The sequence below is a fragment of the Polystyrenella longa genome (genome assembly GCF_007750395.1).
GTDB lineage: Bacteria > Planctomycetota > Planctomycetia > Planctomycetales > Planctomycetaceae > Polystyrenella > Polystyrenella longa.
Window position 1 is genome coordinate 2,334,308 of sequence record NZ_CP036281.1, and the last position, 17,263, is coordinate 2,351,570.

General features: G+C 49.5%; 13 protein-coding genes. 7 read left to right on the forward strand and 6 right to left on the reverse strand.

What is annotated here, in order from left to right:
- Window positions 1–94 precede the first annotated feature (94 nt).
- The 4 genes from Pla110_RS08730 to Pla110_RS08745 all read left to right on the forward strand — a co-directional run bounded on the left by Pla110_RS08730 (window position 95) and on the right by Pla110_RS08745 (window position 6,652).
- Entirely contained in the window at window positions 95–2,266 is a 2,172-nt protein-coding gene (locus tag Pla110_RS08730) for a 3-hydroxyacyl-CoA dehydrogenase NAD-binding domain-containing protein (protein ID WP_144995206.1), read from the forward strand.
- Window positions 2,267–2,400: 134 nt separating this feature from the next.
- Entirely contained in the window at window positions 2,401–3,564 is a 1,164-nt protein-coding gene (locus Pla110_RS08735) for an acetyl-CoA C-acyltransferase (protein WP_144995208.1), read from the forward strand.
- Between the two features lie 40 nt (window positions 3,565–3,604).
- On the forward strand, window positions 3,605–5,308 hold the full coding sequence (locus Pla110_RS08740) for an AMP-dependent synthetase/ligase (protein ID WP_144995210.1): 1,704 nt from the start codon (window positions 3,605–3,607) through the stop codon (window positions 5,306–5,308).
- A 276-nt stretch (window positions 5,309–5,584) separates the two neighbouring features.
- Window positions 5,585–6,652 (forward strand): integrase core domain-containing protein, encoded by a 1,068-nt coding sequence (locus Pla110_RS08745; protein WP_144995212.1) that lies wholly within the window; start codon window positions 5,585–5,587, stop codon window positions 6,650–6,652.
- A gap of 1 nt (window position 6,653) precedes the next feature.
- Here the strand turns inward: Pla110_RS08745 and Pla110_RS08750 are convergent, their stop codons facing one another.
- The 6 genes from Pla110_RS08750 to Pla110_RS08775 all read right to left on the reverse strand — a co-directional run bounded on the left by Pla110_RS08750 (window position 6,654) and on the right by Pla110_RS08775 (window position 12,077).
- Window positions 6,654–6,974, reverse strand: a complete 321-nt coding sequence (locus Pla110_RS08750) for a hypothetical protein (RefSeq protein ID WP_144995214.1) — start codon at window positions 6,972–6,974, stop codon at window positions 6,654–6,656.
- An 89-nt stretch (window positions 6,975–7,063) separates the two neighbouring features.
- Window positions 7,064–7,624, reverse strand: a complete 561-nt coding sequence (locus Pla110_RS08755; protein WP_144995216.1) for a hypothetical protein — start codon at window positions 7,622–7,624, stop codon at window positions 7,064–7,066.
- A gap of 93 nt (window positions 7,625–7,717) precedes the next feature.
- The gene (locus Pla110_RS08760) at window positions 7,718–9,409 is read right to left on the reverse strand and encodes an RHS repeat-associated core domain-containing protein (RefSeq protein WP_231742956.1); all 1,692 of its coding nucleotides are present in this window, start codon (window positions 9,407–9,409) and stop codon (window positions 7,718–7,720) included.
- A gap of 165 nt (window positions 9,410–9,574) precedes the next feature.
- Window positions 9,575–10,096 (reverse strand): hypothetical protein, encoded by a 522-nt coding sequence (locus Pla110_RS08765; RefSeq protein WP_144995220.1) that lies wholly within the window; start codon window positions 10,094–10,096, stop codon window positions 9,575–9,577.
- A 62-nt stretch (window positions 10,097–10,158) separates the two neighbouring features.
- Window positions 10,159–10,656, reverse strand: coding sequence for a hypothetical protein (locus tag Pla110_RS08770; RefSeq protein ID WP_144995222.1), 498 nt, complete (start codon window positions 10,654–10,656; stop codon window positions 10,159–10,161).
- A gap of 5 nt (window positions 10,657–10,661) precedes the next feature.
- A complete protein-coding gene (locus Pla110_RS08775) occupies window positions 10,662–12,077 on the reverse strand; it encodes an RHS repeat-associated core domain-containing protein (RefSeq protein ID WP_144995224.1) in 1,416 nt (471 codons plus the stop codon).
- Between the two features lie 345 nt (window positions 12,078–12,422).
- Between Pla110_RS08775 and Pla110_RS08780 the strand changes: the two genes are divergently transcribed.
- From Pla110_RS08780 to Pla110_RS08790, 3 genes are all read left to right on the forward strand, one after another.
- Window positions 12,423–13,286 carry an exonuclease/endonuclease/phosphatase family protein gene (locus Pla110_RS08780; protein ID WP_144995225.1) on the forward strand — a complete coding sequence of 288 codons (864 nt, stop codon included), beginning with the start codon at window positions 12,423–12,425 and terminating at the stop codon, window positions 13,284–13,286.
- An 864-nt stretch (window positions 13,287–14,150) separates the two neighbouring features.
- A complete protein-coding gene (locus Pla110_RS08785) occupies window positions 14,151–14,789 on the forward strand; it encodes an SOUL family heme-binding protein (RefSeq protein ID WP_144995227.1) in 639 nt (212 codons plus the stop codon).
- 416 nt (window positions 14,790–15,205) lie between these two features.
- Window positions 15,206–16,981 (forward strand): hypothetical protein, encoded by a 1,776-nt coding sequence (locus Pla110_RS08790; protein WP_197440603.1) that lies wholly within the window; start codon window positions 15,206–15,208, stop codon window positions 16,979–16,981.
- The last annotated feature ends 282 nt before the right edge of the window (window positions 16,982–17,263 follow it).

The following is a 17,263-nucleotide window of genomic DNA, read 5'->3' on the forward strand; positions in this document are numbered from 1 at the left end:
AGTATCGTAATGGAAAAGTGTTGAAGTCGTCGCCCTGCGTGGCGGATATCGTGAGATGTCATAACCGAATTGCTCGACGGGAGTATAAATTCCAATGGAAAAAGCGTTCAAATTCGAGGTACTCGATAGAGATATTGGTTTGATCGTCTTTGACATGGCTGGTCGGTCGGTCAATACTTTCTCTCAAAGTGTGATGAAGGAACTTTCGGATCTCGTCGATTCACTGAAGGAGCGAGATGATTTGCGTGGGTTGCTGTTTAAGAGCGGCAAAGAGGGGCAGTTCATCGCGGGGGCCGACCTCAAGGAGTTGGGAGCGCTCGCTTACGCCTCCGAAGCCGCCCGCCGGACTGGAATGCAAGTCGGACACGACTTGTTTAATAAATTCAGTGAACTCCCCTTCCCGACCATCGCGCTAGTGTCTGGCAATTGTATGGGAGGTGGAACAGAACTTATTCTGTCGATGGATTACCGTATCGCCGGCTTGCATCGGTCGACGAAAATCGCCCTGCCCGAAGTTAAGGTCGGCATCATCCCAGGTTGGGGGGGGACTCAGCGTATGCCGCGCGTAGTCGGCATCCACCACGCCATCGATATGATTTGCTCCGGCGACCCGGTTGATGCGAAAAAAGGAGCCGAAATTGGTCTTGTTTTCGATGCGGTACCGGACGAAGGCCTGATCGACGCCGGTTGCCGCTTGATTGACTATACCCAGGAAACGGGTGAGTGGAAAACGAGCCGAGTCAAGTTCCAACAGCCAATGGGTCTCAGCGAAGATCAGTTGAATTTCAATTTCGCAGTCTCGGAAGGTTATATCAAAGGGAAAACCAAAGGCCAATATCCGGCCCCGCTCATTGCCTTGAGTGCAATGAAGAAAGGGCTCAATCTGCCTCTCGAGCAAGGCCTGCAGGTCGAGATCGAGCACTCGATGGAAGTTGCTGGTACAGAGACTTCGGCGAACATGATATCCGTCTTTTTTGCGAACAATGCTGTTTCCCGCGACAAAGGAGTCTCCAATCCGAATGTTGAACCGCGAGAGATTAAGACGGTGGGCGTGCTTGGTGCGGGCTTGATGGGAGCAGGTATTGCTACAGCCCATGCACGCTCGGGTTTTCCTACCGTTATGGTTGATGTCAACGAGGAAGCGGTCGCCGCCGGATTAAAACGGGCCAGCGATGTGATCGGCAAACGAATCAAGATCAAGCGGGCGTCGCACGAAGACATGCAAGATCTACTTGCTACGCTGAACACGTCTACGTCCACGACCGCATTTCAGAATTGTGATGTCGTCATTGAAGCGGTTCCAGAGAAGGAGGAATTGAAGACGAAGGTCTATCGAGAGCTCGCCAAAGTCATGCGTGACGACGCCATCCTGGCTTCGAATACTTCAACGATCTCGATCACTCGAATGGCGGAGGCAGCTCCGAATCCCGAGAGGTTCGTAGGAATGCACTTTTTTCTGCCCGTTGACCGTATGCAACTTGTAGAAGTTATTCGGGGTAAGAAGACTGACGACGAAACGGTCGCCACGATTGTCAGTCTGGCGAAAAAGATTCGCAAGATTCCCATCGTCTGTAATGACTGCGCCGGTTTCTTGGTCAACCGCATTCTGCTTCCTTACATGAACGAAGCCATGCTCCTTCTACTTGAAGGGATATCGATGGATCGTATCGACAAAGTGGCCGAAAGATTCGGCATGCCGATGGGGCCGATTGCTCTGAGTGACATGGTCGGCATCGATACCATGTTAGGAGCGGGTAAGGTTATGGACGCCGCGTACAGCGACCGAACGGTGAAAGTCAATATCGTCAATGAACTCGTCAAAGCGGGGCGACTCGGCAAGAAGAGTGGGGCCGGCTTCCGGCAGTTCACGGGGCCCAAGGCAAAACCGGCTCCCGATCCAGAGTTTGATCCTATTTTTGAGAGTTGCAAACTTGACGAAAAGGAACTCTCCGATGAACAAATTCAAGACCGCCTCTTCCTGTCTATGCTACTCGAAGCGGTGCGGTTGTTGGATGAAGGGATTGTTGCCAGTCCGGCTCACGTCGATATGGGAATGATCCTTGGGACCGGATTTCCCCCCTTCCGTGGAGGTTTACTGCGGTGGTGTGACAATGAAGGGGCTGCGAACATCGTCGACCGCGCCGACAAACTGGCCCCTCTCGGAAAGCGATTTGAAGCTCTGGACTCGCTGCGCCAGATGGCGAAAGAGGACGGTAAGTTCTATCCGGTTCCGAAAGATATCGTTGCGATGTTGAAGGAGAATTAGTGTTGTTGTCGCTCTGATTCCCAGATTTTTCCTGCAGATCAGTGTTTGTCTTATCTCATTCTTATCTCGAATCTCAGAATCACGTGTACTTCTGACGAAGTCTCGGATTGTCGAAATGATATGTGGAGAACAACATGAAACAAGCGGTCGTCATAGATGCCGTTAGAACCCCTGTCGCCAAAGCCTCTCCCGATAAAGGAAACTTCAGGGACGTTCGTGCTGAGGATCTCTCGGCCCACGCAATCAAGTCGCTCGTTGAACGCTCAGGAATCGATCCTCATCTCGTCGAAGATGTCAAATGGGGTTGCGTACAGCAACAAGGTGAACAGGGGTACGATGTTGGACGTATCGCGTCTCTTATAGCGGGGTTACCGATCGAAGTGGCTGGCGTCACCGTCAACCGGAATTGTGGATCAAGCCTTACTGCACTCAACGACGCTGCGATGTATATTGCCGCCGCCAACGATGATATTCAGATTGTGGGTGGCGTCGAGCACATGCATCACGTACCGATGGATAAGGGGTACAGCGTAGCCCCTTCTCTCTTGTACAAATACAGTGAAGCGATGATGAACATGGGCGTCACGGCAGAATACCTCTCGATGAAATATCAGGTCGGCCGTGTGGAACAGGATGAGTTCTCTGCCCGTAGTCATCAACTCGCCGCCGAAGCGACTAAGGGCGGACACTACGAGTCCGAAATCGTACCCACTTGGGGCCGAAATGATGAGGGGCACAAGATCTTGATCAAGCAGGACCAGGGGATCCGATACGACTGCAATATTGAAGGACTTGCTTCGTTGAAACCGATTTTCAACCCCGCGGGAGGATCTGTTACTGCTGGGAATTCCTCCCAGCTAAGTGTGGGGGCGGTCGCCATGTTAATGATGTCCGAATACAGGGCCACGGAACTGGGCTACAAGCCGATGGCCAAAGTCATTGCCAATGCCGTCGTCGGAGTCGACCCGTGTGAAATGGGGATTGGTCCGGTTCCTGCTGTCAATAAAGCGCTAGAGCGAGCCGGTCTGACGATTGACCAGATCGGCGCCATCGAGCTGAATGAGGCATTCGCGGTACAGGCACTGTCGGTTCTCAAGAGTCTCGGAATCGGCGTCGACACCGTCAATCTTCGTGGAGGCGCGATTGCGCTCGGGCATCCACTCGGAGCCAGCGGTGCCCGCATTGCCACGACCCTGCTACACCGCATGCGTGATGAAAATGTCAGATATGGCATCGCCACTATGTGTATAGGTCAGGGACAGGGAATTGCCACTATTTTTGAATCTTGCATGGTTTAAATCATTTCTGGGATGAGGACCGCGCCGGGGAGTGCTCTATATGACTACCTATTCCAATCTGGTGTCGATGAATCGCGCGACATGCGCAGAAGCTGGACCACGAACGGCGATCCGTTTCAGGCGTTTCGGTCGGTACACCGACCTCACATGGAACGAGGTCCGCTCGCAGGCGGACCAGGCTGCCTCCGGCCTCATCCAGTTGGGGATCCAGCCGGGAGACCGCGTTGCGATCTTTTCCGAGAACAGGCAAGAATGGATTCTCACTGATCTGGCGATTCTTTCCACGGGAGCTGCTGACGTTGCAATGCATGCACCGCTGGCCCCGGAGCAGGCGGCTTACCAACTGGAGCACAGCGGGTCACGCGGCGTATTCGTTTCGAATCAACAGCAGGCAGATAAAATCTTCGACGTGATCGATCAGTTGCCCGACTTGGAATTCCTGATTTCCTATGAGTCCGTCTCATCCTCCGTCGATGAATCCCGTCTTAAAGTGCTTTCCTGGGATGGCTTGAAGCATCGCGGTTGGTCACAATTGAAAGAACTTCGAATCGAAATCGATTTTCGGGAACAATCAATCACCGGGGAGACTCTTGCAACTGTCATTTACACGAGCGGGACAACGGGCCCCCCCAAAGGGGTGATGCTCAGCCATGGTAACTTAATTACCAATGCCAACGCGGTACTATCAATTTCGGAGATTCACCCCCAATACGTAATATTGAGCTGGTTACCTTATAGCCACATCTATGCACGGACGGTCGACCTCTATATCAGTCAGTTGGTGCAGGGAGTCATCGCCCTAGCTGAGTCCGTGGAAACACTCGTCGACAATTTGAGGGAAATTCAACCTCACTGGATGACCTCCGTTCCCCGATTTTACGAGAAGTTGTGGAGTAGTATTGAGCGTCTTCCCGAAGAAAAACGCGCTCCCGCCTTGAAAGGTATATTTGGTCGCCGATTACATCACTTGGCATCAGGAGGAGCGCCACTGCCGAAACAGATCTGTGAGACGTTTAACAATCTGGGAGTTCCCCTGTTGGAAGGATATGGACTTACCGAAACCTCGCCGGTGATCGCCTTCAATCGATTTGGCCAAGTCAGACCAGGTACTGTCGGGCAAGCAGTTCCGAGGGTTGAGATTAGGATCGCCGAAGATGGAGAGATCCTCAGTCGCGGACCACATATCATGCAAGGGTACTGGCAGAATCACGAAGCCACCTCGAAAGTGATTGTAGATGATTGGTTTCATACTGGAGATATCGGAGAGCTCGACGACGAAGGTTTTCTTAAGATCACTGACCGTAAAAAGGATATCATCGTCACGTCCAGTGGTAAGAATATCGCCCCGACGGAAATCGAACGTCTGCTCAAAATGGCTCCACTCATTGATCAAGCAGTTGTCTATGGCGACAACCGGAATTTCATTACAGCGATTCTAGTACCCGCATTTGATCTGCTCGAATCAACGCTGAGAGATCAAGGAGTGCGTTTACAGAGCAAAGCTGAATTCATCGATCAGAAGGAAATTCTTGAACTGTATACGAAGGTCGTCGAACAACAGATGATCCAGGTGAGCAATCCTGAACGGGTCAGGCGGTTCCTGGTTCTCTCCCGGCCCTTCTCCTTATCAGAAGACGAGCTAACAGCAACCCAGAAAGTCCGCCGCCGCCACGTCATTGATAAATACCAAGAGGAGCTGAATGCCCTATATACCAATGTCGCTCATCTGGAAGATAGCGACTGAGCACAGTCTTACTCAATAAGTCAGTGCTCAGAAACTCATACCATAAAAAACTCAACCGAACTTGAAACACTGCAAGTCAAGAGGACTGTGGACACTGACGGCATGTGTTCTCACACGAGTTGGCAAAAACGCTCGTCGCTACGTTCATCGCAACCATTGTTTCCGGTGGTGAGACTGGCGGCAATATTCCATTCGCGAGTGCTACGGCTCAGAGAATAGCTATAGTTCCAAAGTCACCCTCCCCTTCACTTTGGAACTGATTTGATGGAATCTGTGATGCAGCCTTGGCAACTGCTTTTCTTTGCTCTGGCAAGTTGGGTGAATCGCGAACAACAACTGGCGATTGAATACCTCAAAACTGAAAATACTATCCTCCGCGATAAGCTCGGCAATAAACGGGTCCTGCTGAACGATAACGAGCGTCGCCGCCGGGCGGTCAAAGGAAAGCAGCTTGGTCGGAAGTTGCTAAGTGAACTCGGCGCGATCTTCACTCCTGATACCATCCTTCGTTGGCACCGAGAGTTGATTGCCCGGAAATGGGACTACTCGTCGAAGAAGAAACGTGTTGGTCGACCTCGTATTCGACAGGAGATCGTCAAACACATTTTAAGGTTTGCGAAGGAGAACCCCACGTGGGGAGCCGATCGAATTCAAGGTGCGTTGTCCAATGTTGGTTTTCACATAACCGACATGACTGTCAGGAATGTGCTCAAAGCTCATGGCATTGAACCGGTCCCCGACCTCCCTGCCTCGATGTCTTGGCAAACATTCTGGAGAGCTCACTGGGAAGCGATCTTCGCTGTCGACTTCACGACGGTAGAAGTCTGGACGAAGACCGGTCTAACGACGTTCTACGTCATGGTGGTGATGGAGCTGATGTCCCGTAAAGTCGAGGTCGCAGGCATCACTACCAACCCGAAGAAACAATGGATAACTCAGATCGCAAGGAACCTCACCGGCGACAATGGTTTCCTGGAAAACGCCTCCCATCTGATCCTTGATCGCGATACTTGTTTCCAGCCCCTGCGATCTTTTCTGAAGAACCAGACTGAAATCGAACCGGTGCTACTTCCGCCGAAAAGTCCCAACATGAATGCGTATCTCGAACGATTCATGAGAAGTCTGAAATCGGAATGCCTGAACAAGATGGTCTTCTTCGGCCAGCATTCTCTCGAAAGAGCATTGCGGGAATACGTTGCTCACTACCATTCTGAACGAAACCATCAGGGACTGGACAACCAGTTGATTGATCCTGGTGAAGAAGTCGGAAGCATCGCAGGTAAGGTTGAATGCCGCGAACGTCTCGGTGGCCTGCTCAAGTATTACTACCGCGACGCAGCTTGAATCAGCCTCGAATCGATGTCGGTCCCCGTGTTGTGATTCCGCGATACCGTTGCGCTCGGAAGGTCATTTTTGCATCGAATCTGATAGCAGAGTTCAAGTCGTGAAACGGATCTCGTTCGAAATCTGCCACTCTCCAGAGATATAACCGCTTGGAATCACTCGTTTTCAACGTCGGCTGAATATCTTTACGATACGCGATCAAGACCGTGTTGGCATAAGTCGCTTTGACCTGTTTGCCGGTTTGCAGCGTGTGGGTGTAGCTGTAGGTGGTTGTTGTGTCGTCCGTTTCGAGATTAATTGCGTCATCAATTTCCCCGACCACCTGCGTATAACGGACCTGTCGTCCGTAGGCGTCATAGCTGCAAGGCGTTTCATGCCCCAGCGCATCGCCACATCAAGTCGCGATGTTGCTCACTCAGGCTCTTGGTATCCTGCTGGTTTCCACTCGGCAGTAAAGACTTCGTATTCTGGTGGATTTTCATCTTCCATGATCCAGTCGATAATCTTCATGATACTTCCATCATCATCGTAGCTGATTTCTTGTCGAAAATAATTCGACTCCTTGTCGACATGTCTACGACGTTTTAACCGACCATCGTATCGCCATTCTAGAATCCTGCATTCCCGGTCATCAATAATACAGGTGCCTGTCTCGTGCCAGTTAATTATCGAATTACTTTTTACTTTTGATTTCCTTTTCGGTGGTTTGCCATCAGCCATGCGTACGGTTTTCTTAAGACTGAATGAATCCTGAACTCCTCCATTACGATAATCAATGCTTAATAACATATCTTTTTCTGGAACAACCATGAGTGAATCCACCAACTGTCCCTCTTCGTAGTTGTCTATGCGGCGACTACCGTTCTTTTCGTGGATACGAATGACCATCTGAGAGTCGTGCCACATGGTATAGATCCCCACAGTGGGAGGGTACCCTGCTTCTTCAGTTCCATTATCGATTGTGTCACTCATGACTTCTTCCTTATCTTGATTACCTTGAATAAAGATTACTATTCAAAAAGGTCCTTGAAAATCCCCCGGGGTTACCGTTCCGGGTCAATTACTCTAGATTGCTCCTCCCGCCAATGTACTGGTCATTGTCGCTCGTGAAGTAGAGGACTGTATACCGGCATTGAGCGATGTAACTGCAGCTCGTGACCATCCGCGTGCGATTGCCAATCCCGTCTGAGCAACCACTCGGATGTTTGGTGCTGATGATACGGCGATTGTATAAAGTTGATACGAAGCGACTTCGGCGAGGGTCACGCCGACCACAAATTCCGCCGCTATTTGCAGATAGTCTGAATAAAAAATAACGCCTTCTATGTTGAACACCATTACGGGAACCTCCAAGGTTAAGAATGTATAAAATGGCGTGGGTTCAGGAGGCCACGTTGGATCGGGTGTATATCCGAACCTCGAGAATTGTGCAGCACGCACTTTCATTTGCGCCTTGGCGGCAATGGTGCCAGTAGGCGACCAGGGTTTGATTTCCATATATTTATATCGATTATGGTCAATAATATCTGGTTTCGCGAACCAGGCACTTCCAGGAATCCTGTCAGTATCGGTAAAAGAGAGCTTGGCCCACTTACCAAACTCTGTGTCAGGCATTCTATGTGGAAATGTTAATGCATAAACGGCCTCAATTTCTGCTTCTACGGCGTATCCAAACGCGGATGTGCCAAAATCAACAAATAACCCACTCGGATCAATCCCATTCACCGGATCGCCGTGTGTATACAAATACTTGTGCAGGCTCTGCGGGTCTTTCAGGTTGCCGAAGAACGGGTCCAGTCGGTTAAACGTTCCCGTGGCAAAATCGTAGTACCTTGCTCGTAAATATTGCTGGCCAATCCGTGAATCAAACAGTTCCCCGGAATACAGGAAGCTGGTGGCGGCATCTGCTTTGTTAAAACCGAGTGATTCTCCATACGCATCATACGTGAAGATCTGCGGGATGCTGTTCACGATCGTCACCGCACCGAGCATGTCTGTCAGCATTCTTGTCGAACCGTGACCGTCGTGGAGCATGATGCTGTTCAGACCGGTCGGGTTCGCACTGTCGTACTTCACTTGCTGCAGAACATCGAGACCGAGCGTGTAAATCACCCGTTCCGTTTCAGACATGCTGTTCAGGTTGTCAACCGTCACTTCTTCGATGACTTGCGAATACCCCGTATGATTCATCGGATCACTCAGATACGTCGTGGTCTCGTCGGATTCGACTTGCAGCGCTGTAAGTGGGTCAGTGTCGTGGTCGACTTCCACCTTCTGCGTGGCTTCGACGCGGATACCTTTGTCGTCATACTCGTACGTGGCCGTTTCACGGCGGACGACATCACCATTAGAATCGTATGTATCCGTGACGACCTCATCCATGCGACCTTGCAAGTTAAAGCCATAGGTCGTGTTCGAGATGACATCCGTCGAATACGTCTCGATAACCTGTTTGGCGGTTTGCAGCGTGTTGGTGTAGCTGTATGTAGTTGTTGTATCGTCCGTTTCGAAGTTGGTACCATCGTCAACATTGCCCACGACCTTCGTTTCGGTCAGCAATTGATCGGACGTGTTGTAGGTATACGTGTACGTCTCATCGATGTCCAAGTCGAGATCCTGATCGACCGTTTTCTCCAGTCGGTTACCGACGAGGTCATACGTGTAATTCGCTTCGAAGTCTAAAACATTGTCATGGCTGTCGAAGACTTCGGTGACCAACCGGCCTAAATCGTCATAGGTCCAATTGAACGTATCCACCAATGGCGTCCCGTTGTTCCAACGGGTCTCGGTAGCAGCCGTTCGTTTGCCGTCTGCCCGCACCGTGTAATCGTAACTAGCCAGCTTGTCATTGTCAGAAAGATCGTTGGGCGTACTGTCCGGTTCGAAGTCGGGAATGTTCCATCACATCTAAAATAATATGAACTAAGCGAAATCGTTTGTTATGTCATAATCAGGGTTGCCCCAATCAATTTCATAGTTGTTAACTTCATATATAAGTTCTATCGTCGTATCTTTGTCAAATTCATCATACTCATAACTTGGATCAGAATAGTCACCTCCTACTTTATACATGAATGATATGCCATTTGGATGCTTCATTAACTCGACTGGTGGTTTAGGGTTTCCGTCTGGTGAGAAGACGTTCATTGCCCACAGAAAAAGCTCTGATGGTTGCACTTTACGTCCAGGTAAAAAATCGTCAATAATTTCCTCTGTTTTGGAGATGATTTGTGTTTCACTACTTAACCAACCGGTTAAAGCTTTTTTGCAAAGCTCCACAACGCGTTCGTTTACAAGCTCACGACGGGAAAAATAAACTGATAATTCATGATTATTGAAATTAACTTTAGAAGAATTATCTTCAGTAAACTCTGATGGAGCTATAGAAAAATCACTAACAGTTAACTCTTTCCAGTTTTTCAGCGTATTCAATTCCTTAAACATTGAAACAAATCCCTCTGAGAAGTACCAGTTCAAGAACTGACTCAAGATATCTTGCATTCGTGCTATGCAAAATCGGTAGTGATGTCAAAATCAGAATTGTCCCAATCAATATTGTAGTCGTTGACATTAAGCATCAACTCGATGGTACTCTCCTCATTGAAATAATCATTTTCAGAGTCTGAATCAGTATAGTCTCCAGTCAGTTCATACATGAAAGTAATTGAACATGGCTTCCCTATATGTTCCATCGGGGTGGGATATCCGTCTAACTCATTAACCAGAACTGACCATAGCGAACGCTCTTCTGGTTGCACCTCGACTCCAGACATACATAATCCAAGGTATTGCTGGGTTAGATGAGCTATCTTTTTTCCATCCTTCAACCATACTGCTAAAGCATCCTTGCAGAGTTTCACGACCTGTTCATTAGCAAACTCGCGCCTTGGAATTCGAATCGAGACTTCTTGACCATTGCATTCGACATTGGCAAAGCATTTCTCGCCCCAAGGGGAATCTTCGAACATGAAATCTCTAGCCGTTAAGTCCTGATATCTTTTCATTTTGATTAATCCCAACTTCGATGCCAAAGTGCCATGCCAACATGGTTTTTGACTGCTCGGTGAACCTCAGATTTAATGAGTTCAAATTGTCCTTTTTTATTATGGTGGTGAATAGTATACTTCACTCCATCAATTTTAACTGTACCATTATCACGACTGTGTGATATGCCTTTCCTCTCCAGCTCTTCACTAACTTCTATAAAATCATGACGTCGCATGTCTAATTTGTCATCTTTGCTGAGGCTTTCCCAACTTCTTCCTGCTGGAGGACGGGCGTAGTCCGTTACTTTGATTCGATCTTGTAACGCTTTTGGTTTTGTACTTCGAGAAAAGATCGCGATATCGTCACGGATTTTCCAATGTTTAAACCGTGACACTCGAAACTCTACTCCATCCACCTTGACAGATTGGATTCTACTAAATTTGGCCTTCATTCCTCTTGAGAGGTTAACAACACTACCTCTGCCTATCGCTCCACTCATAGCTGCCGATGTACCCATCATCATGGGGCCGGGGGCATCTTCCACCGGATCATCGCCATAGAACTCTTCGTAGGTTAGTTCGTTCGGGTCATCAAAGTCCAAAAAGATGTCTAATGGGTTTATCTCAATGTTAGTGAAGGGGATGCTGATTCCATATGCTCCATAAACACCCCATAGAAGAGCGGCTTTTACCCAAGTGTTATCGTTCCTGCTTCCCCAACTGTCAGGTAAACTGAAATCAGCAGCCCATTCAATGTCCCACTGTAAGTTAACGGCATAACCTTCTAGTACTGCTTTGTAGCTCTCCTGTATCCAATCTCCCGGACCAGGCAATGCAATAACTGCGGTCATGATACCCGTAGTGGCAAGCATCCCTGTTACGGAAAACATCCCGGTCGGGTCTATTCCGTTCACCGGATCACCGTGTGTGTACAGGTACTTATGAAGACTCTGCGGGTCGTCTAGGTTTCCGAAAAACGGATCCACTCGATTAAAGCCACCTGTCAGTGCATTATAATAACGGGCTCGCAGGTATTGTTGCTGGATGCGAGTATCATACTGTTCGCCACTGTAGAGCAGGCTGGTAATTGCATTGGCTTCACTGAAGCCGATGGCTATGCCGTAGGCATCGTAGGCGAAGATCTGCGGAATGCTATTGTAAATTGTGACCGCTGCGAGCATGTCGGTAAGCATGCGGACGGAACCATGACCGTCGTGCAACATGATGCTGTTCAGGCCGGTCGGGTTCGCGCTATCGTATTTGACCTGTTGCAGGACATCGAGACCGAGTGTGTAGATCACCCGTTCCGTTTCAGACATGCTGTTCAGGTTGTCAACTGTCACTTCTTCAATGACCTGCGAGTAACCGGTGTGGTTCATCGGATCGTTATATGTGCTTCCAACTGCTACAGACTTTCGAAAACCATTGTTCTTCAGCAATATAACCGCTTATGAACACTTTTATTCACCGTCGCTTGGATGCATTTGCGAAACGGGGATTCATCCTCCTATCGTTTCAAAAGCAAAAACATCATCGCCACGCAGTGGCATCTATCCGTTTCGCACCAGGGGACGAACGGAAGTCGTCAGGCTGTCACTCACGCGAGGGCCAGGGATCGACAGCACTCGTTCGATGTCATCGAGGTTCACCATCAATCATACGAAATCCCCCGTAACCACAAACCAACGCAAGACAGCAACCACCAGTTTGGTTTAGACTAAAGCCACCAACAACCGATCACCCAACACATGCCAACGACCTGCTATACCGGAGGGAACACCCCCATGCGATACCTTTGCCTGATCTGTCTCCTTATCTGGCCCACCGTAGCCAGCGCAGAAGAATACCGAGGGATCTTCTGGAACCTCGAATCGGGAGATTCTGACCCGCAACAACTCGCCCGCCAGATGACAGAGAAAGGAAAGATCGACTTCTGGGGCTTCTCGGAAGTTGAAAACCAGCGCACTCTCGATATCCTTGAGCGAGCCCTTGAAAAAGCCTCTCCTGGTATCGACTACATCACGAAAATCACCGAGGAGGGAAACGAGGATCGACTGGCCTTGATCTACAACTCCCAGCGATTCACGGCCGTTCCGTACTCAGGCCAGGCGAAGGTCGACGACATCGGCGGTCAATTCTTTGAAGTCGACGAGATCAACATCAATGGACGCATCCGCCCTGCACTGGGTGTGGAGTTAAAAAGCTCGACCGGCGCACACTTCGTCCTCCTTGTCCAGCACTGGAAATGTTGCGGCGGTGAAGGTCTCCCGCTAAGGGAGAAACAAGCGATCCAACTCAACGCCTTCGCCCAGCGCAGTCCTCAGCTCCCCCTGATTTCCGGAGGCGACTACAACATCCTGTTCAATCGGGGGGGTATGCGACAGACCGCTTTCCGGGAACTCCAGGACCACTGGCAATACCTCTCCCCCAGAACCAGAATCGGCAAGTCACAGCACGAATTCGGTTCCCATTCCCGCGGGGCCATACTCGACGGTGTGTTCATCACGCACCGCCCCCAGGACTGGACCCTCCGAACCACCATCATGGAAAGAAAAGGCTTGGAGGAAGTCAACCGAGGCGGCGAATTCCAAGACAACAGTCGGGACTCAGATCACCGCCCGCTATTAGTAGTGATAGAATGCCATTAGTGATCTCCGAAAGGAGAGAGTCAAAGTGCGTTTATACTCCTAGGCATGAACTCTTCGGGCCATGACGGATGAGAGATTCCTCTTTCCAACCGCTGCGAATCTTTCTGAAGGAACAGCCTGACATTGAACCGGTAATTCTTCCACGAAGAGTCCGAATATGAATGCCTATCTCGAACGATTCATGAAATGTGCAAAAACCGATTTCCTAAACTAGATGATCTCTTTTGGTCAGAACTCACTCGAACGGGCACTGGAGCAAAATATCACGCATTACTATTCCTAGCGAAATTATCAAACACAGAATAATCAGTTGATTGAACTTGGTGATGATATATGAAGTGTTGTGGGCACAATTGAATACCATTAACGTCTCGGTGGGCTGCTCAATTATTACTATCGCGACACTGCGTGAATCTAATACGCTCGCACATCACATTTCTTATGACAATCCGTGAAACGGCTGCCATCATAGGGTCCTTTTTAAATCGAATCCGACAACAATCCTCAGGTCTCGAAACCATTCTCGTTATAAATCCGTCACTCGTCAGCAATACAACCACTTCGAATCACTCGTTTTCCATCGCATCTAAATATTTTAAGATAGAGGCTATATATCATCGTGAATAATCTGATATTCGGAGCGAGGGACCCCTCGTTGCGATTCTGAGTTGCCTCGCTTCCAATCAGACTCATTAACCTAAAATGCAAAAACTTCCGGAATGATACATCCAGAAGAAAGTTGAAACTGGGGTTATCAAAGGGCTGCTAGACTGTCACCATCAGTAGTCGGGAGATCACTACCGTCTAATATAGATTGTGCGATCTGGTTTTAAGTTCAAGCAAATTTCTTAAGGAGCTAAAGGAATGAGAAAGCAAATGATCTACTTTTGGATGACAGTTGGTCTATTCATCGTTGTAGGACTGGCTTGGAACGTCACTGCACGTGCAGGCTACGAATCGGCTCAATATGAGGTCGTCGAAAAGGATGGCAACATCGAAATTCGCAAGTATCCCGATCTGATGCTGGTATCAACTGAGTCGAATTCCGAAGCGAAAAGTAGGGATGGCAGCTTCATGCGGTTGTTCGATTACATCAGTGGAGCTAACGAATCGGATCAGAAAATTGAGATGACGACGCCTGTTTTCATGGAAAAAGGCGGTGCAGAATCGAATGAGAGAATGGGCTTTGTAATCCCTCAAGACGTGGCCAAAGCGGGCGTTCCAAAACCAAGAAAATCGGCAGTGTCAATTCGAAAGAGAGAAGGAGGGCGATTTGCTGTCATTCGCTTCTCTGGGAGAATGGACTCCGATGTCGCAAAGAGTCAGGAAGCGACATTACGGAAGTGGGTGGAGTTGCGAGGACTCGAATTAGAAGAGTCCGCTGAGACTGCAGGATATGATCCTCCCTTCACACTTGGCCCTCTTCGACGAAACGAGGTGCTCATTCGGCTAAAGACCGAAGTTACCCCTGAATTATCATCCAGCACCGCGAAGAAGGAATGATGAGTAACCAGTCTCATTTGATAATCATCGTTGATCATGAACATAACTACTTGAGATCGCTCGTTTTCAATATGGCTGAATATTTTTATGATACTGGTCTGAAGGAATCGACGGACGCAGGCGGTGACCTGAAAACCGCTCTCGTTTGTGTTACTATCAGAAAAGATGGCTGAGCTCCGCTCGCTAAGCCCGATTTGAGATAACTAACCCACTCATACTGCGGAGAAACCAAGTGTATTGGTGGTAGTCGTTTGTGCTTTCGCCATACAATTAAAGGTTCCAGCCACCTAAAAAGCCTCCCCCCCCCTCAGCATGCTGCAACCGATGCTTGGCGTCTCTCCCAGTCGAACTGAAAACCTAGAGAGAAGTCATGTCCATCACCACGATCAACTCAACGCTGACTTCGGACTAGCTTAATGATAAATTTTCAACGTGACATCGTTTTTCTTTTACTCTTCGGACCGCTTCTTTCAGCGGGTCTCTATGGACAGGAATTGCCGCCCAACATCGCTGATAGCTGGGTTGCCACCGATGCGATTGGGCGAAAGATTGTTGGTCACTCAGATGTAGGCAACCGGAAAGTAGACAAGCAAGTTGCGATGTTCTACTGGAATTGGCACACAGCGAACTTTATCAATTCGGAGCCTGTCAATGTGGAGAGCATTCTATCCCGTCACCCGGAAGCTATGAACGACTACGACCACCCAGTCTGGACGCATAGTGGTCGGCATCACTGGAGCGAGCCTCTGTTTGGCTACTATGTGAGTACCGACGAATGGGTTCTGAGGAAGCACGCCGAAATGCTGGCGGATGCTGGAGTGGACGTGGTCTTCTTCGACTGCACTAACGCGACGCTGATGTGGGACGATGCGCTTTATGCACTGGGACGCGTATGGTCGCAGGCCCGAGCCGATGGCGTGCGGGCGCCGGACATTGCCTTTATGTGCCCTTTCTCTCCATTGGACAACTCTCGAGACCTGATCACGAAAATCTACGAAAGTATCTATAAGAAAGGACTCTATCGAGAACTCTGGTTCGAATGGGATGGTAAGCCGCTGATCATGGGGTACCCCGACAACGTCTCTAAGGAAGTGCAAGAGTTTTTCACGTTTCGACCCGGACAGCCGACGTATAACCAAGGACCAAAGAGGCCCGATCACTGGGGTTGGCTGGAGTTCTATCCACAGAACGGATACTTAGAATACGAACCGGGCAAGTTTGAACAAGTGACGGTTGGTGTCGCCCAAAATGCGACAGGTTCTCTGACGCCCGCTGCCATGAACGACACCAACCAAGTGTTCGGACGCAGCTACACACAGCGAGGCGGGATGGACATCCGGCCGCAGGCAGTCAATCGTGGTCAGAATTTCCAGGAGCAATGGGAACGCGCCTTTGAGATTGACCCCAAGCTTGTTTTTGTGACCGGATGGAACGAATGGACCGCGGGTCGATACAAAGAGTGGCAAGGGACATCCAACGCATTGCCCGATCAATGCAACCAGGAATACAGTCGCGACATCGAACCTATGAAGGGTGGACACGGAGACAATTACTATTACCAACTGGTCGACAACGTACGCCGGTTTAAGGGAGTGTCGGCACCTCAGAAGCCCTCCGCGCCGATGACAGCCGCGATTGATGGAGCCTTCGACGAATGGGATCGTGTGGCCCCCGTCTTTCGAGACCATCGAGACGTTGTGGCGCCACGCGACCATCGGGGCTACGGCAGCACTTGGTACAAAAACGACAGCGGACGCAACGATATCGTGACGTGCCGCGTCGGAAGGGATTCAGAGAACCTGTACTTTTACGTGGAAACGGTCGCCGACATTTCACCGTCTTCAGACAATTGGATGATGCTTCTGTTAGACATTGACCGCGACAAGAACACCGGTTGGGAAGGGTATGATTTCGTCGTCAACCGCAAAGCTCCCTGCGATGGAAAAGCAATTCTGGAGAAGAGCGTCGATCAGTGGGAATGGAAAGAGGTTGCCGGGCTCGATTTCAAAGTAAAAGGAAAGCAGATGGAATTGAGGATTCCAAAACATCTATTCACTCAGTTAAAGGTCGCCGGCGGCTTTGAATTTAAGTGGACGGACAATATGCAAACAGAGGGCGACATTATGGGATTTTACATCCATGGAGATGCGGCCCCGTCAGGTAGATTCAACTATCACTACCCGGAGTATTAGTCGGCCCCCGCTCACGCAGATAAAAACTTAGTGACACGCCTTCACCTCAATCGAAAAACCTTACTGGCTAAAACCAAGATCACAATAGTTCGCGGTCCGATGTTGTCGGGTTGGGTACGCCCCAGGTTGTCATCGATCTCATATTGCTCGACGCGTTCCATATGCCGCTCTGTTGTGTCGGTGAGCGACTGCTCGATCTGATTGCGTGTAAATCAATCGCGGCGATCCTTCACCAGCACGTTATTGAAACCCGAAAACTCTTCGTGCGTTTCGTTGAAAACA

What these genes read in the sequence shown, in the direction of transcription:
- Pla110_RS08755 (WP_144995216.1), bottom strand. Translation starts at nt 7,624, where the DNA reads ATGAGTGACACAATCGATAATGGAACTGAAGAAGCAGGGTACCCTCCC.
- Pla110_RS08740 (WP_144995210.1), top strand. Translation starts at nt 3,605, where the DNA reads ATGACTACCTATTCCAATCTGGTGTCGATGAATCGCGCGACATGCGCA.
- Pla110_RS08790 (WP_197440603.1), top strand. Translation starts at nt 15,206, where the DNA reads ATGATAAATTTTCAACGTGACATCGTTTTTCTTTTACTCTTCGGACCG.
- Pla110_RS08765 (WP_144995220.1), bottom strand. Translation starts at nt 10,096, where the DNA reads ATGTTTAAGGAATTGAATACGCTGAAAAACTGGAAAGAGTTAACTGTT.
- Pla110_RS08785 (WP_144995227.1), top strand. Translation starts at nt 14,151, where the DNA reads ATGAGAAAGCAAATGATCTACTTTTGGATGACAGTTGGTCTATTCATC.
- Pla110_RS08735 (WP_144995208.1), top strand. Translation starts at nt 2,401, where the DNA reads ATGAAACAAGCGGTCGTCATAGATGCCGTTAGAACCCCTGTCGCCAAA.
- Pla110_RS08730 (WP_144995206.1), top strand. Translation starts at nt 95, where the DNA reads ATGGAAAAAGCGTTCAAATTCGAGGTACTCGATAGAGATATTGGTTTG.
- Pla110_RS08745 (WP_144995212.1), top strand. Translation starts at nt 5,585, where the DNA reads ATGCAGCCTTGGCAACTGCTTTTCTTTGCTCTGGCAAGTTGGGTGAAT.
- Pla110_RS08770 (WP_144995222.1), bottom strand. Translation starts at nt 10,656, where the DNA reads ATGAAAAGATATCAGGACTTAACGGCTAGAGATTTCATGTTCGAAGAT.
- Pla110_RS08780 (WP_144995225.1), top strand. Translation starts at nt 12,423, where the DNA reads ATGCGATACCTTTGCCTGATCTGTCTCCTTATCTGGCCCACCGTAGCC.